The sequence below is a fragment of the Arthrobacter sp. GW460-12-1-14-TSB2 genome, from assembly GCF_059423525.1.
In genome coordinates this window covers 102,750-116,978 of the sequence record NZ_JBWKYC010000003.1, presented here as the reverse complement: position 1 = coordinate 116,978, position 14,229 = coordinate 102,750, and the positions used below count along the sequence as shown (strand labels likewise).

The window sequence follows — 14,229 nt, the reverse complement described above, 5'->3', positions numbered from 1 at the left end:
TAGTGGCTCTATCCTAAAGCCATGGAGCACTGGAATGTACTGCTTGTCAGCCATGTCATTGCCGCGCTGTTCGTCCTCGTCATCGGCCCCTTTCAAATCTTCCGAAGCCGCCGTGACCGCATCCACCGCACCATGGGCTACCTGTGGGTGGCCGCCATGTACTACGTCTGCGTCAGTAGTTTCTGGATTGTGACTGCCGGACATTTCACCTGGCTGCACGGGCTGTCGGCGTTCACCATCGTGACGGTGTCCCTTGGCCTCGTCAGCGCCATCCGCCGCAACATCCCATCGCACTTGGGCAACATGATCGGGAGCTACATCGGCATTGCAGTGGCGTTCGTCTTTGCCGTTGCCGTGCCGGGAAGGTCCATTCCGCAGCTCCTCGCCGAGGACCCGGGCACCGCGGCATATGTTGCCGGTCTGGTGGTCCTGAGTGTGGTGGTCATGATCGTTTCGCTCAAGCGCGGCGGCCGTGCGGGTAAGGCGGCCCCGTCGAAGGATGGAACGCTCTCTCACTCCCTGCGTGTTTAAAACCGACCCTCTCTCACTTTCGGTGGGTTTGGGTGCGACGCTCTCTCACCCGACGTCGGCGAAACCGGCTGCCTGGGGGTGATCCAGCCACGCGGTGCGCAGCGTCCGCTTAATCTTCCCTATGGCGCCCTGGAAGCCGTCTGCAAGATCATCCTTGTCGAATATCAGGACAGTCCAACCGGCCGATTCGAAGGCCTTGTTTCGCCGCCGGTCACTAAAGGACTGGGCGTCAAGAAGGTGATGTTCGCCGTCGTACTGGATGGCGACCCGCCGGCACCGATAGCCGAGATCGGCGCTTGGGGACACGGCGTCAGCATCACGCAATGACAACTGCAGATCCGGTTCGGGAAGACCGGCATCGGCCATGGCCAGCCGGAGCAGGGATTCGGGGGCAGAGTCGGCGCCGACCCGCATGAGATCCAACGCTTCGCGGGCACGCACGACACCCTGCAGGTTTGGGTGGCGGCCTACCAGAGCACGGAGTCCGTCCAGGGTGTCATAGGGCTGGGTCCGACTCTCGAAGGGCTCCCGCGGGATGCGGACCAGCTGATCGCCCATGCACACCAGTTCATTTACTGACAGTTGCCGCGCCAGATCGAGCCAGGTCCGCGACCGGGTGCTGATGCTGATGCCGTCGATCGACTCGATCTCATCCTCCCGGGCCAAGACCGTATGGCCGACTACGCCCTTGCGGCGCACGGAGGGCAGGGACCGAGGCTTGCTCAAATGCAGCTCCGTTGAGTCGGCCAGCCAAGGCGGCAGCAGCTGGCACCGCAACCGTGCTGCGGTGACATGGGAGATCCATGCGCCCGGTGATGCGGCAGACAGCGCCCGCGCCGCCGCTTCCAGTTCAAAACTCCAGTTCGAGGGGCGGTAGAGTCCGCGCCCAACATGGACCACGTCTTTTCGACGCAGCCTGTCCGCTGATACTCCAGCGGCCCGCGCCGAGTCCACCGTGAACGGAGCGATTGCCAACAGCCCAGGCAAATTGTTGCGCTTACTCATGCTGGCATTGTGTCCCGAAAGTCGATAATGCCGCAGAAGATATCCACAAGTGGACCCCGGGCGCCGGGAAGTGAGAGAGGGTTTGGGGAAAGGCGCCGGGAAGTGAGAGAGGGTTTAGGGAAAAGCGCCGGGAAGTGAGAGAGCGTTTAGAAGAGGCCGACGGGCTTACCCGTATCATCCACGTCCATCCGCAGGGCTGCCGGGACCTTCGGCAGGCCGGGCATGGTCATCACCGCGCCCGTCAGCGCCACGATGAAACCGGCCCCGGTCTTGGGAATGAGGTCCCGCACATGGACTGTGAACCCTTTCGGCGCACCCAGCCGGGTGGCGTCGTCGCTGAACGAGTACTGTGTCTTGGCCATGCACACTGGCATGCCCGCCCAGCCGTTCTTCTCGATTTCGGCCAGGCGCTTGAGCGCGGGGACGGAGAAGTCCACGCCGTCGGCCCCGTACATTTCCTGCACGATGGTGCGTATCTTGTTCTCCACAGACAGCTCCAGCGGATACAGGTGCCGGAAACTGTGCGGAGCATCCAGCGCGGCAAGCACCTTGGCCGCGAGGTCGTCGCCGCCGTCCCCGCCCCCGCCGCGGCCCCAGACGTCCGCCACAGCAGCCTGCACACCTTCGCCGGCGCACCATTCCAGCAGCCAGTCGAGCTCCTCCTGGGTATCCGTGGTGAACTTGTTGACGGCAACCACGGGGGTGATTCCGAACTTCTCGACGTTGCGGATGTGCCGCCGGAGGTTGGCCGTGCCGGCCGCCAGAGCCTCCGCGTTGGGCTCCTTCAGCCGGTCCTTGGCCACCCCGCCGTGCATCTTCAGTGCGCGGACGGTTGCCACGAGCACGACGGCGGACGGAGCCACGTCTGCCACCCTCGCCTTGATGTCCATGAACTTTTCAGCCCCCAGGTCGGCGCCGAAGCCGGCTTCGGTGACCACGATGTCCGCGAGCCGGCGCGCGGTCTGGGTGGCGATCAGCGAGTTGCAGCCGTGTGCGATGTTGGCAAACGGGCCGCCGTGCACCAGGGCGGGAGTTCCGGCGATGGTCTGCACGAGGTTGGGCTTCAGGGCATCCTTCAGCAGCATGGTGAGTGCACCCTGGACGCCCAGGTCCGCCACCGTGACGGGCTCACGGTCATAGGTGTAGCCAAAGGTGATGCGGCCCAGCCTGGCACGGAGATCGGCAATGTCCGTGGCCAGGCAGAAGACGGCCATGATCTCGGACGCCGCGGTGATGTCGAAGCTGTCCTGCCGTGGTGTCCCCTGGGACGGGCCGCCCAAACCGATCACTACCTCGCGGAGCGAGCGGTCGTTCATGTCCAGGACCCGCTTGAAAGTCATCCGGCGGGGATCGATGTTGAGCTCGTTGCCCTGGAAAATATGGTTGTCCACCAGGGCCATGAGCGCGTTGTTCGCCGAGGTGATGGCGTGGAAGTCCCCGGTGAAGTGCAGGTTGATTTCCTCCATCGGGAGCACCTGCGAGTAGCCGCCGCCGGTTGCTCCGCCCTTCATGCCAAGTACGGGCCCCAGGGACGGCTCACGCAGCGCGATCATCACCTTCTTCCCGGCCCGCGCCAGGGAATCCGCCAGGCCCACGGTGGTGGTGGACTTTCCCTCGCCCGCAGGTGTGGGGGACATCGCCGAAACCAGCACCACCTTGCCCGGCAGCCGGTCGGGCGCCCCTCCCGGCACCAGTAGCTTCGCCGGATCGATCTTTGCCTTGTACCGGCCGTGGAGTTCCAGGGCATCGGTGCTGATGCCGGCCGCGGCGGCGATTTCCTCGATGGGCCGCATGGTGGCGCGCTGGGCGATTTCCAGGTCACTCATGACGTTGTTGTCAGACATCGTTGTCCTTCAGTTCGTGGCTGCAGGCAAAGCCGTTCGGGGGTCCCTCCCGGCACTCCCGGCTAAGGCGTGTGGCCCGCCGGAATTCTGTGACTATCAATGTACTGGTCTACGGCGGCATGGTAGCTTTCCAGCGTGATCGCGGCGGTTCGCTGCCAGCCGAAGCCCTGGGCCTGCACGGCTGCCGCGCGGCCCATGTCCTCCCGCGTGGCGGGGTCGTCGTAGAGCGCCTCCAGCACATCGGCCCAGTCGGCGGCTTTGTGGCCGTCCACCAGCAGCCCGGTCCGTCCCTCGAAGATGGCCCGGGACAGCCCGCCCACGCGGGTGGCCACCACGGGTGTCCCGCAGGCCTGGGCTTCCAGCGCCACCAGCCCGAAGGACTCGCTGTACGAGGGCATCACCACGACGTCGGCCGAGCGGAACCAGTTGGCAAGCGCAGGTGCGTTCACCGGCGGATGGTGCGTGACGACGTCGTCCATTCCGGCGTCGCTGATCAGCGATTTCAGGTCGAAGTCCTTGGCCCCGCTGAGGGCGCCCAAAATGGTGACCTGCAGGTCGATGTCCGGGCGGCGGGAGCGGAGCAAGGCAGCCGCCTTGACGAGAATCTGCGGGCCTTTGAGCCGCTGGATCCGGCCGGCGAAGAGCAGATGGAATTTGCCGGCGGGCACACCGAGCTGTGCGCGGGAACGGGTCCGGAAGGCCGGGGTGAACACTGTCAGGTCCACGCCCGGGGGAGCGACGTCGATGTGGTCGAAGTCTGCGTTGTAATGGGAGACAAGCTCGGCGGCTTCGGCCGGGGTGTTGGCGATCAGCCGGGTGGCGCCGTCGACAATCCGGTGTTCGCCGTCCTCGCGCCGCCGCGGTTCGGGTTTCTCGCCGGAGTGCAGGAGCAGGTTCTTGACCTTGGCCATCGTGTGCATGGTGTGCACCAGCGGCACCCCCCACAGCCGCGAAAGCTCCAGCCCGGCGACGCCGGAGACCCAGTAGTGCGAATGGATGAGGTCGTACCGGCCGTGCGGCTGGCGCTGCCGGATCCGCTCGACTTCCTCCACCATGCTGTGCAGCAGCTCCGGAAGTTCCTCCTTGGGCAGCTTCCGCGGCGGGCCGGAGATCACGTTGTGAACGCACACGCCGGGGTCCGGGTGTTCGACGGCGGGCTGTCCCGACGACGTGGACCGCGTGAAGATTTCCACTTCCACACCGCTGGCGGCCAGCGCCGACGCGAGCGCCCGCACGTACACGTTCATGCCGCCGGCGTCACCGGAACCGGGCTGTTCCATGGGCGAGGTGTGCAGGGAGAGGAATGCGACACGGCGGATCAGAGTCACGGCTCTCCCTTCGGCTGGCGGAACTGCATCCGATAAAACAGTACTCCTGAAGTGCCCCGGCCTTCACAGTGGACCGAATGCCGTGCGGTCCTCCTGTACACCAGCCGTGGCCCTCCTGCTAACGTGGCGGCTGTGAGCCCAACCGCAGACGCAACCGCAGACTCAGCCGGCACCGCAGCCGGTATCGATATCCGCCCGGCCACCGCGGCCGACTGGCCCGGCATGTGGACGATCCTGGAACCCGTCATCCGGGCCGGCGACACCTTCACCTGGGACCGCGGCACCACGGAGGACGAAGCCCGGGCCCGCTGGTTCAAGGACGCTCCGGGCCAGGCGTTCGTGGCTGTCCGGGACGGTGCAGTGCTGGGCACCGGTGAGCTGCACGCCAACCAGGGCGGGGGAGGCAGCCACGTGGCCAACGCCGGCTACATGGTCCACCCGGACCACGCCGGCAAGGGGCTGGCCAAGGCGCTCTGCGCTTACTCCCTGGACGCGGCCCGCGCGGCCGGTTTCCGCGCCATGCAGTTCAACGCCGTGGTGGAGAGCAACGTCCGCGCGGTGTCGGCCTGGCAGGGCATGGGGTTCGAAGTCCTGGCCACCATCCCGGAGGCTTTCAACCACCCGACGCTGGGCTACGTGGGCCTCAAGGTGATGTACCGCAAGCTGTAGGACCCGCCGGCAACAGGGCTTCAGGACCAGCCGGTTTCAGGGCTTCCCGGTGTCAGGATCCGTCGCGCCACAGGCGCCGGAGCGCGGGGAAGGCCGCCTCGTACCCGTCCAACAGTTCGACGGCGAGCTCCCCGGAATCGATGAGCGGGTGGAGCGCGAACGCCCGGACGGCGTCGTCACGGCGGCCGCGCACCGCCGCGGACACCGTCAGCCGCTCCACCTCCTTGACCCGCTGCATGAGAGCCAGTTGGGCGTCCGCCGGACGGTCCTGCGGCACCGGCACCGCGCCGTCGGACGTCACCACGCAGGGAACCTCGACGACGGCGTCCGCCGGCAGCCCGGGAAGCGCACCGGCGTTCGGGGTGTTCAGGATGAGCTCGGCGGCCCCGCCGCCCTTCCCGCCGGACAGGGCACGCATCACACCGAGGGCAACGCGCTCGTATCCGCCGCCGGCGAGGTCGTCCTCGTCACGCTGTTCTCCGCCCTCGCGCGCCTCGGCCAGGTAGCCTTCCTCGCGCGAGCGCCGGGCCGCGTCCCACAGTTCGTAGGCCCGGGACCCGGCGGCGGCCAGCGCGGGGTACAGCCCGGACTGCTGTTCGTGGATCGATTCGCCGCGGGTCTGCCGCATGGTGCGGATGGCACCGACGGCCCGCTGCGTGTCGTAGTAGTAGTACAGGTACTCGTTGGGCAGGCAGCCCAGGGACTGGAGGAACGGCTGTGGAAAGAGCCTGCCCTCCTCGAATCCGGACAGCGCCTGCGCGTCCGCCAGCAGTCCGGGCAGCAGATCCTGACCGCCGGACTCCAGCCGGTAAAGCCAGCCCAGATGGTTGAGCCCGTAGTAGCCCACTCCGTCGAGCTTTCCCTCAGGCAGCGGGGCACCGGCCGCCCGGGCCGCCCGGTGAACCAGGGCGCCGGCCGAATCGCAGATGCCGATCACCCTGCTGCCCAGCACAGGGACCAGCGCCTGGGTGACCATTCCGGCGGGGTTGGTGAAGTTGACCAGCCAGGCTTCCGGGCAGCGCCGCTTCATTTCGCGGGCCAGTTCCAGCATCCCGGGGATGGATCGCAGCGCGTAGGAGATTCCGCCGGCGCCCGTGGTTTCCTGGCCCAGGAGGCCGAGGCCGAGGGGCACACGTTCGTCGGCTATCCGGCCCGCCGTTCCGCCCGGGCGGATGGCAGCGAATACCATGTCGGTGCCGTCAAGGCCTTCGGCCAGCGAGGTGGTGGTGCTGACCGCAGGGCCGGGGTGGCCGGATGAAGGAGACCCGCCGGAAGGACCCATCGATGACAGGACCGCCTTGATGGCGGCCAGCCGCAGGGGATCGACGTCGAAGAGCACAAGCTCGCGCACCAGCCCTGCGAAGGGGCCGGAGGTGAGCGCCCGGTACACCAGCGGGACACGGAACCCGCCGCCACCGGCAATCATGAGCCGCATACCACGCAGTCTATTCGGCCACCGGGCGCACGCCTCTCGGTGCGCCGCGGCGGGGCACTTTGCAGGGGTGGCGCGAGGGCGTAGTCTGCCGAACATGGACGCGATACCAGAGCGCCGGTTCGACCCGCTCTCCGCCGTCCGCACGCCCGCGGACGGGAGCTTCGATCTGCTCCTGACCGGGACGGTTTTCCAGGACATCATCTTCACCGGCCTGCCCCACGCGCCTGAGCCGGGGACCGAGATCTGGAGCGAGGGCATGGGCAGCTGCCCCGGCGGTGTGGCCAACCAAGCCATCGCCGCCGCGCGCCTGGGCCTGCGCACCGGACTGGCGGCCGCCTTCGGTGACGACGGCTATGGGGACTACAACTGGAAGATCCTGGCCGCCCAGGAGCACGTGGACCTGTCCCTCTCCAAGCGCATCCCCGGCTGGCACTCACCCGTGACGGTCTCGCTCAGCGTTCAGCACGACCGCTCCATGGTGACCCACGGCCACCCTGCACCGGTCACCTCATCAGAACTGATCGGCACACCGCCCGCCGCGCTCGCCGCCGTCGCTGACCTGGACGAGGAACTGGCCCCGTGGGCCATTGCCGCCAACAGCGCGGGGGTCAAACTTTTCGGCGACGTCGGCTGGGACGCCACCGGCAAATGGTCGTCCGCCCGGCTGGACAACCTGAAGTATTTCCATGCATTCATGCCCAACCAGCGCGAGGCCATGGCCTTCACCGGCCGGGACACACCATGGGCGGCACTGTATGCGCTCGCTGACCGGGTTCCGGTGGCCGTCGTGACCCTGGGGCCGCAGGGTGCCATGGCCGTGGACTCCGAGACGGGCGAGGAGGAATGGGTGCCGTCCCTGCCGGTCTCCGCCTATGACCCCACCGGTGCCGGCGACTGCTTCGGCGCGGCGTTCATTGTGGGCAGCCTGGCGTGCTGGCCGCTCGCTGACCGGCTCCGGTTCGCCAACCTGTGCGCGTCCCTGGCGGTCCAGGAAGTGGGCGGTTCCCTGGCAGCGCCCGGCTGGGGCGACATCGCCGACTGGTGGAAGCGGGCCAACGCCAGGCCTGAACGGCAGAGCAGCCAGTGGCTGCGGCGCTTCAGCTTCCTGGAGGAAATCGTGCGCGACGTTCCCCCGCAGGCATTGCGCCGGGCCACTGCCACGATCGCCCACCTCTCCGACGCGTAGGGCGCGTCTCCTGGACGCGCGGCGAGCCGGGGCTCAGCCCGGGGTGAGGACGCAGAACTCGTTGCCCTCCGGGTCGGCGAGGCACACCCAGGGCACATCGCCCTGGCCGACGTCGGCGTCAGTGGCACCCAGGGCCCGCAGCCGGGCCACCTCTGCCGCGTGATCGTCACCGGGATACGGCATCAGGTCGAGATGGACACGGTTCCATACGGTCTCCACGCCGGACGTGCGAAGTAATTCCAGGTACGGCCCGACACCCTTGGCCGAACGCAGCCGCGCATGATCGTCGGTCAGCTCATGCAGGGTCCAGTCCGTAGCCTCGCTCCAGAACCGGGCCAAGGCCCGCGGATCCGCGCAGTTGACCACCACTGTGGCGATGGGCCCGGTGTCCCGGTAGATCGGTCGCGGCTCCAGCACACAGAACACATTGCCCTCCGGGTCGGCCAGAACCGTCCACGGCACATCGCCCTGGCCCACGTCGGCGGCCGTGGCACCCAGCTCCAACAAGTGCGCGACCAGCTCCTCGTGATGGGCCGCAGAGGTGGTGGCGAGATCAAGGTGCGCGCGGTATTTCACTGTCTCGGGGTCCGGGACGCTGACCACATCGACGCAGACGGCGGCGGCGTCCGGCCAGGTGAAGCCCACGGGTTCAACATTGGTCACACCGGGCCCCTCGCTGGAAACGCCCCAGCCGAGAGCCTCCGCCCAAAACCGGCCGAGGGCTGAGTCGTCCCGGGCCTTGAAATTCACTTGAACAAGTCGCAGTGCCATACCGCACGACCCTATACCCGGGTGATGGAGCCGATAGTGGAGGCACGCCTGGCCAAATTAAGCCACCCGCCGCGGCGCCACTAGAATCACTAGGGTGACCTACCCAGCAGCAACCGGCGACTTCCGGCCCGTCCCGGACTCAGCGCCAGGCTCCGCCAGTGAAAGCCCCGCCAGCGAACGTTCAGCAGTGATCGACCTGGACGCCATCCGGCACAATGTCCGCCACCTGGCAGCCGTTGCCTCACCGGCGCAGGTCATGGCCGTGGTGAAAGCTGATGCCTACGGGCACGGTGCCGTTCCGGTGGCCCGGGCAGCGCTCGACGCCGGGGCGCAGTGGCTCGGTGTTGCGCACATCTCTGAGGCGCTTGCCCTGCGCGCCGCCGGCATCGAGGCGCCGCTTCTCGCGTGGCTGCATACGCCGGACAGCAACTTCGGTGCCGCCGTCGCCGCCGGAATCGACATCGGCTGCTCCGGCTGGGAGCTGGAGAAGATTGTCCTGGCGGCCCGCGAGCAGGAACGGCCGGCACGGGTCCACCTGAAGGTGGACACCGGCCTGGGCCGCAACGGCGCAACGCTGGAAGCCTGGGACAGCCTGGTGGGCGAAGCGATGGAATACCAGGACGAAGGCCTTCTCCGTGTGGTGGGTATCTTCTCCCACCTTGCCGTGGCGGACGAACCGGACCGCCCGGAAACGGACCAGCAGCTGCAGGCCTTCCGCGAAGTCCTGGCCATCGCCGAGGACGCCGGAGTGGACCCCGAAGTCCGCCACCTGGCCAACACGCCGGCCACGCTTTCCCGCCCCGACACACACTTCGACCTGGTCCGGGTGGGCCTGGGTATCTACGGGCTCTCACCGTTTGACGGCCAGTCGCCGGCCGAACTGGGGCTGCGCCCGGCCATGACCGTCCGCACCAAGGTGTCGCACTGCAAGGACGTCCCGGCAGGCCAGGGTGTTTCCTACGGACTCAACTACCGCACCTCCGGCACCAGCACCCTGGGACTGATCCCGCTTGGATACGCCGACGGCGTGCCGCGCGTTGCCACCGGCGGCCCCGTCCGGGTGGAGGGCCGGAACTACCCGGTGGTGGGCAGGATCGCCATGGACCAGATGGTGATCGACCTGGGACCCCGCGGCGTGGCATCCGGCGGACCCAGCCTGCTGGGTGCCGAGGCGGTCCTCTTCGGCGACGGCGCCGACGGCGGCCCGACGGCGGACGACTGGGCCCGCGCCGCCGGCACCATCAACTACGAGATCGTGACGCGGATCAGCCCGCGCGTCCCGAGGCGGTACGTCAACGAAAATCCGGCAGACCGGCCGGGTGAATCACGATGAGCGATCCGCAGTGGGAGCTGTCCCTCTCGGTGCAGACCGCCGAGGAAACCCATGCCCTGGCTGCCGCCCTTGGTGCCGTTCTCGAGGCCGGCGACCTGGTGGTCCTGACGGGCGAGCTCGGCGCGGGGAAGACCACCTTCACCCAGGGGCTCGGCGAGGGCCTGGGTGTCCGGGCCGGCATCATTTCGCCCACGTTCGTCCTGGTCCGCATCCATCCCAACCTTGCGGACGGGCCGCGTCCCGGCGGACCAGACCTGGTGCACGTTGATGCGTACCGGCTCGAAAGCGCCGCCGAAATCGATGACATCGACCTCGAAAACACGCTGGACAGCACCGTAACGGTGGTGGAGTGGGGCCGCGGACGCGTGGAGCACCTTAGCGACAGCCTGCTCGACGTCGAACTGCACCGGCCGCTGGTGAGCTCACCAGACTCCGAGGACGGTGTGCTGGACTTCGATACGGACGACGACGACGAACCCCGCACCATCGTGATCCGCGGCTTCGGCCCGCGCTGGGCTGAGCAGCCCCTGCTGCCTGCCGCCTTGAAAGGGAATGACTGATGCTGATCCTTGCCATCGACACGTCAGCCGTGGCCAGTGCCGCCCTGGTTTCGGACGATGCGCCCGAAGGGGTGCTGGCGAGTTTCTCCACCGAGGACACCCGCAGCCATGCCGAAGTGCTGGCTCCGGGCATCGGCGACATGCTCGCCGACGCAGGGGTGACGGGTGCGGACATCGACGCGATTGTGGCCGGTGTTGGCCCGGGGCCGTTCACGGGGCTGCGGTCCGGGATTGCCACCGCACGGACCCTGTCCTACGTGTGGGGCAAACCCCTGTACGGCCTGATGAGCCTGGACGCCATGGCGCTGGAAGTGGCTGAATCGACGTCCGCGGTGCCGGAATTCCTGGTGGCAACGGATGCCCGGCGCAAAGAGGTGTACTGGGCCCGCTATTCACTCGCAGACGGCCAGCTGCCCCTGCTGGTTGACGGCCCGCACGTGGGGTTCGCGGCCGGGCTGCCCGACCTGCCGGCCTATGGAGCCGGCGCAGGCATCTACGAGGATGTCCTCCGTGCTGATCCGGACTTCAGCTCGGAGCAGCCCGATGCCCTTTACCTGGGCCAGTTCGCACTGGCCCGGCTGGCCGCGGGGGAGCAGCTGCCGGACTCCACCCCGTTGTACCTCCGCGAGTCCGACGCCCAGGTCCCGGGCCCCCGGAAGCGTGCGCTGTGAACGGGACGGCAGGAATCACCGGAGTCGTCCCGAACGGCGTGACATTGCGGGCCATGAGCGGTGCGGATATCCCTGCGGTGCACACCCTCGAATGCAGGTTGTTCCCGGTGGACGCCTGGCCGCTCCAGATGTTCCATGACGAACTGGCACAGGCCGAAACCCGCCACTACCTGGTGGCCGAGGCTGCCGGCGAAATCGTGGGCTACGCCGGTCTGATGTGCATCGAACCGATCGCGGACGTGCAGACCATCGCCGTCGTGCCGGAGTGTGAAGGCAGGGGGATCGGCTCGGCCCTGCTGACCGAGCTCATCGCCGAAAGCCGGCGGCGCCGGGCGGCGGACGTGCTGCTGGAAGTCAGGGCGGACAACCCCCGGGCCCAGCAGCTTTACCGCCGCTTCGGCTTCGAACAGATCCACGTCCGCCCGCGGTATTACCGGGACGGGGTGGACGCCCTGATCATGCGCCTCCAACTCCCGGACTCCGGCCTTCTGGCAGGACCGGAGTCCACTAATGCGACCCCCGACCACTTGACGGCCACGGAGGCAGACACACCATGAACCAAACGCAACCCCTTGTCCTGGGCATCGAATCCTCCTGCGATGAGACAGGCGTGGGAATCGTGCGCGGAACGGCCCTGCTCAGCAACACAGTGTCCTCCTCCATGGAGGAACACGTCCGCTTCGGCGGGGTTATCCCCGAGATCGCGTCGCGCGCACACCTGGACGCCTTCGTGCCCACGCTGCAGGCGTCCCTCGCAGAGGCCGGAGTAAGACTCGACGACGTCGACGCTATCGCCGTCACCTCCGGTCCGGGCCTGGCCGGGGCGCTGATGGTGGGCGTGTGCGCCGCGAAGGCGCTCGCGGTGGCCACCGGCAAGCCGCTGTATGCCATCAACCACCTGGTGGCCCATGTCGGCGTCGGCCTCTTGCAGGCGGGGAACAGCCTGCCTGAGAACATCTTGCCTGAGAATTTGGGCGCCCTCCTGGTGTCCGGCGGCCACACCGAAATCCTCCGGATCCGGAGCATCACTGACGACGTCGAGCTGCTGGGTTCCACCATCGACGACGCCGCCGGGGAAGCCTACGACAAGGTGGCCCGGCTTCTGGGCCTCGGCTACCCGGGCGGACCGGCCATCGACAAACTTGCCCGGACCGGCAACGCCAAGGCGATCCGGTTCCCGCGCGGGCTGACCCAGCCCAAATATATGGGCACCGCGGACGAACCGGGCCCGCACCGCTACGACTGGTCGTTCAGCGGACTGAAGACCGCCGTCGCCCGCTGCGTGGAGCAGTTCGAAGCCCGCGGCGAGGAGGTGCCGGTCGCGGACGTCGCGGCCGCGTTCCAGGAGGCTGTGGTGGACGTGATCACGTCCAAGGCGGTGCTTGCCTGCCGGGAATACGGCATCACCGAGCTGCTGCTGGGCGGCGGAGTTGCCGCGAACTCACGGCTGCGCCAGCTCACCGAGCAGCGGTGCAGTGCGGCCGGGATCCGGCTGACCGTCCCGCCGCTGGATCTGTGCACGGATAACGGGGCCATGGTGGCCGCCCTCGGGGCCCAGCTGGTCATGGCCGGCATCGAGCCCAGCGGCATCAGTTTCGCCCCGGATTCGTCCATGCCGGTCACGGCGGTATCCCTTCCCGCCTAAAACCCCTCAAGGGGAAACTCAGGGGGATTCAGGCGGTGGGGCCGTTCCGCATCTGTTTGACGAGGTCCAGCACCACGGCCTGGAGGTTGCCGCCGTTTTCCGCCGCGACACGGCGCTGCCGCTGGTACCCGGCACCGCGGCTGATGATCTTTTCGACGTCGGCAAGCTCGTCCGAGCAGCCGAGTTTCGCGGCCACGGGCGCGAGCCGGTTCAGCGTTTCGAGCAGGTGCTCGGTGACCAGCTGCTCGTTGCCCTGGGCGTCGAGGATGATGATCGCATCGAGGCCGTACCGGGCCGCACGCCACTTGTTTTCCTGGAGGTGCCAGGGCGGCATGGTGGGAATGGTGCCGCCGTTGTCCATGATGGTGGAGAATTCGTCCACCAGGCACTGGGTCAGGGCTGCGATTGCGCCGACTTCCTCCAGCGTGGCCAGGCCGTCGCAGATGCGCATCTCGATGGTGCCCAGGTTGGGGACCGGGCGGATGTCCCAGCGGATCTCCGAGATGGTGTCGATCACTCCGGTGGTGAACATGTCCTGGACATAGGATTCGTAGTCTGCCCAGGTGGAGAACTGGAACGGCAGGCCCGCGGTAGGCAGCTGCTGGAACATGAGCGCGCGGTGGGATGCGTAGCCGGTGTCCTCGCCGCCCCAGAAGGGACTCGAGGCGGAGAGCGCCTGGAAATGGGGGAAGTAGTTCAGCAGTCCGTCCAGCACCGGCAGGACCTTGTCGCGGCTGTCCAGGCCCACGTGGACGTGTACGCCGTAGATCACCATCTGGCGCCCCCACCACTGGGTGCGGTCGATGAGCTTGGCATACCGTGCTTTGTCCGTGACCGGCTGCAGCTGCGGAGGGCTGAAAGGATGGCTTCCGGCGCAGAAGAGTTCGACACCCATGGGATCGGTGACTTCCCGCACGGCGGCGAGCGAACTGCTGAGGTCCGCCTTGGCCTGCGCCACCGTCTCGCAGATACCGGTGACGAGCTCCACCGTGTTCAGCAGGAGTTCCTGTTTGATGTGCGGGTGTTCGTCGTCCTCGTTGAGCTCGGGATGGTTGGCGGCCACACCGCGGAGCACCTCATTGGCTACGGAGGCCAGTTCGCCGGTCTGGGCATTGACCAGTGCGAGCTCCCATTCCACACCAAGAGTTGATTGCCTGGATGAAGCGAAATCAATCTTCATGTGGTCCCTTCACTGTTCCGCCGTCCGTTGCAGAAGCAGCCAGAGGGCGGGCAACGGGTGGTTCAAGTCTA

The 14,229-nt window shown here is 67.5% G+C and carries 14 protein-coding genes; 8 read left to right on the top strand and 6 right to left on the bottom strand.

Annotation, left to right across the window (positions count from 1 at the left end):
• Positions 1-21: 21 nt before the first annotated feature.
• The gene (locus AC07YR_RS06165) at positions 22-531 is read left to right on the top strand and encodes a DUF2306 domain-containing protein (RefSeq protein ID WP_494733448.1); all 510 of its coding nucleotides are present in this window, start codon (positions 22-24) and stop codon (positions 529-531) included.
• A gap of 45 nt (positions 532-576) precedes the next feature.
• Here the strand turns inward: AC07YR_RS06165 and AC07YR_RS06160 are convergent, their stop codons facing one another.
• The 3 genes from AC07YR_RS06160 to mshA form a co-directional block, all read right to left on the bottom strand.
• On the bottom strand, positions 577-1,536 hold the full coding sequence (locus AC07YR_RS06160; RefSeq protein ID WP_494733447.1) for a DUF559 domain-containing protein: 960 nt from the start codon (positions 1,534-1,536) through the stop codon (positions 577-579).
• A gap of 146 nt (positions 1,537-1,682) precedes the next feature.
• Complete coding sequence (locus AC07YR_RS06155; RefSeq protein WP_494733446.1) at positions 1,683-3,380, bottom strand: formate--tetrahydrofolate ligase; 1,698 nt, start codon at positions 3,378-3,380, stop codon at positions 1,683-1,685.
• A 62-nt stretch (positions 3,381-3,442) separates the two neighbouring features.
• A complete protein-coding gene (gene mshA / locus AC07YR_RS06150) occupies positions 3,443-4,708 on the bottom strand; it encodes a D-inositol-3-phosphate glycosyltransferase (RefSeq protein WP_494733445.1) in 1,266 nt (421 codons plus the stop codon).
• A 132-nt stretch (positions 4,709-4,840) separates the two neighbouring features.
• Here mshA and AC07YR_RS06145 point away from each other — a divergent pair, with 132 nt between their 5' ends.
• Entirely contained in the window at positions 4,841-5,377 is a 537-nt protein-coding gene (locus AC07YR_RS06145) for a GNAT family N-acetyltransferase (RefSeq protein WP_494733444.1), read from the top strand.
• Positions 5,378-5,429: 52 nt separating this feature from the next.
• On the opposite strand, the gene AC07YR_RS06140 is transcribed toward AC07YR_RS06145, so the two are convergent.
• Positions 5,430-6,812: a family 4 glycosyl hydrolase gene (locus AC07YR_RS06140; RefSeq protein ID WP_436058198.1), complete on the bottom strand. Its 1,383-nt coding sequence runs from the start codon at positions 6,810-6,812 to the stop codon at positions 5,430-5,432.
• A gap of 94 nt (positions 6,813-6,906) precedes the next feature.
• Here AC07YR_RS06140 and AC07YR_RS06135 point away from each other — a divergent pair, with 94 nt between their 5' ends.
• A complete protein-coding gene (locus tag AC07YR_RS06135) occupies positions 6,907-7,998 on the top strand; it encodes a PfkB family carbohydrate kinase (protein ID WP_436058197.1) in 1,092 nt (363 codons plus the stop codon).
• Positions 7,999-8,031: 33 nt separating this feature from the next.
• Here AC07YR_RS06135 and AC07YR_RS06130 read toward each other — a convergent pair whose 3' ends face one another.
• Positions 8,032-8,769 (bottom strand): VOC family protein, encoded by a 738-nt coding sequence (locus AC07YR_RS06130; RefSeq protein ID WP_436058196.1) that lies wholly within the window; start codon positions 8,767-8,769, stop codon positions 8,032-8,034.
• Between the two features lie 94 nt (positions 8,770-8,863).
• On the opposite strand from AC07YR_RS06130, the gene alr reads away from it, so the two are divergent.
• From alr to tsaD, 5 genes are read left to right on the top strand one after another with little or no spacing between them, the layout of a single operon-like run.
• Complete coding sequence (gene alr / locus AC07YR_RS06125) at positions 8,864-10,102, top strand: alanine racemase (protein ID WP_436058195.1); 1,239 nt, start codon at positions 8,864-8,866, stop codon at positions 10,100-10,102.
• The gene (gene tsaE, locus AC07YR_RS06120) at positions 10,099-10,662 is read left to right on the top strand and encodes a tRNA (adenosine(37)-N6)-threonylcarbamoyltransferase complex ATPase subunit type 1 TsaE (protein WP_436058194.1); all 564 of its coding nucleotides are present in this window, start codon (positions 10,099-10,101) and stop codon (positions 10,660-10,662) included. Before alr ends, tsaE begins: the two co-directional genes overlap by 4 nt.
• Positions 10,662-11,333 (top strand): tRNA (adenosine(37)-N6)-threonylcarbamoyltransferase complex dimerization subunit type 1 TsaB, encoded by a 672-nt coding sequence (tsaB, locus tag AC07YR_RS06115; RefSeq protein WP_436058193.1) that lies wholly within the window; start codon positions 10,662-10,664, stop codon positions 11,331-11,333. Before tsaE ends, tsaB begins: the two co-directional genes overlap by 1 nt.
• Positions 11,334-11,386: 53 nt before the next feature.
• Positions 11,387-11,890: a ribosomal protein S18-alanine N-acetyltransferase gene (gene rimI, locus AC07YR_RS06110; RefSeq protein ID WP_055797303.1), complete on the top strand. Its 504-nt coding sequence runs from the start codon at positions 11,387-11,389 to the stop codon at positions 11,888-11,890.
• Positions 11,887-12,978 carry a tRNA (adenosine(37)-N6)-threonylcarbamoyltransferase complex transferase subunit TsaD gene (gene tsaD, locus AC07YR_RS06105; protein ID WP_494733443.1) on the top strand — a complete coding sequence of 364 codons (1,092 nt, stop codon included), beginning with the start codon at positions 11,887-11,889 and terminating at the stop codon, positions 12,976-12,978. Before rimI ends, tsaD begins: the two co-directional genes overlap by 4 nt.
• Before the next feature lie 28 nt (positions 12,979-13,006).
• On the opposite strand, the gene AC07YR_RS06100 is transcribed toward tsaD, so the two are convergent.
• Positions 13,007-14,158: a glutamate--cysteine ligase gene (locus tag AC07YR_RS06100; RefSeq protein ID WP_494733442.1), complete on the bottom strand. Its 1,152-nt coding sequence runs from the start codon at positions 14,156-14,158 to the stop codon at positions 13,007-13,009.
• Between the last annotated feature and the right edge of the window lie 71 nt (positions 14,159-14,229).

What these genes read in the sequence shown, in the direction of transcription:
- AC07YR_RS06155 (WP_494733446.1), bottom strand. Translation starts at nt 3,380, where the DNA reads ATGTCTGACAACAACGTCATGAGTGACCTGGAAATCGCCCAGCGCGCC.
- tsaD (WP_494733443.1), top strand. Translation starts at nt 11,887, where the DNA reads ATGAACCAAACGCAACCCCTTGTCCTGGGCATCGAATCCTCCTGCGAT.
- AC07YR_RS06130 (WP_436058196.1), bottom strand. Translation starts at nt 8,769, where the DNA reads ATGGCACTGCGACTTGTTCAAGTGAATTTCAAGGCCCGGGACGACTCA.
- AC07YR_RS06135 (WP_436058197.1), top strand. Translation starts at nt 6,907, where the DNA reads ATGGACGCGATACCAGAGCGCCGGTTCGACCCGCTCTCCGCCGTCCGC.
- AC07YR_RS06165 (WP_494733448.1), top strand. Translation starts at nt 22, where the DNA reads ATGGAGCACTGGAATGTACTGCTTGTCAGCCATGTCATTGCCGCGCTG.
- AC07YR_RS06140 (WP_436058198.1), bottom strand. Translation starts at nt 6,812, where the DNA reads ATGCGGCTCATGATTGCCGGTGGCGGCGGGTTCCGTGTCCCGCTGGTG.
- rimI (WP_055797303.1), top strand. Translation starts at nt 11,387, where the DNA reads ATGAGCGGTGCGGATATCCCTGCGGTGCACACCCTCGAATGCAGGTTG.
- tsaB (WP_436058193.1), top strand. Translation starts at nt 10,662, where the DNA reads ATGCTGATCCTTGCCATCGACACGTCAGCCGTGGCCAGTGCCGCCCTG.
- AC07YR_RS06100 (WP_494733442.1), bottom strand. Translation starts at nt 14,158, where the DNA reads ATGAAGATTGATTTCGCTTCATCCAGGCAATCAACTCTTGGTGTGGAA.
- AC07YR_RS06160 (WP_494733447.1), bottom strand. Translation starts at nt 1,536, where the DNA reads ATGAGTAAGCGCAACAATTTGCCTGGGCTGTTGGCAATCGCTCCGTTC.
- tsaE (WP_436058194.1), top strand. Translation starts at nt 10,099, where the DNA reads ATGAGCGATCCGCAGTGGGAGCTGTCCCTCTCGGTGCAGACCGCCGAG.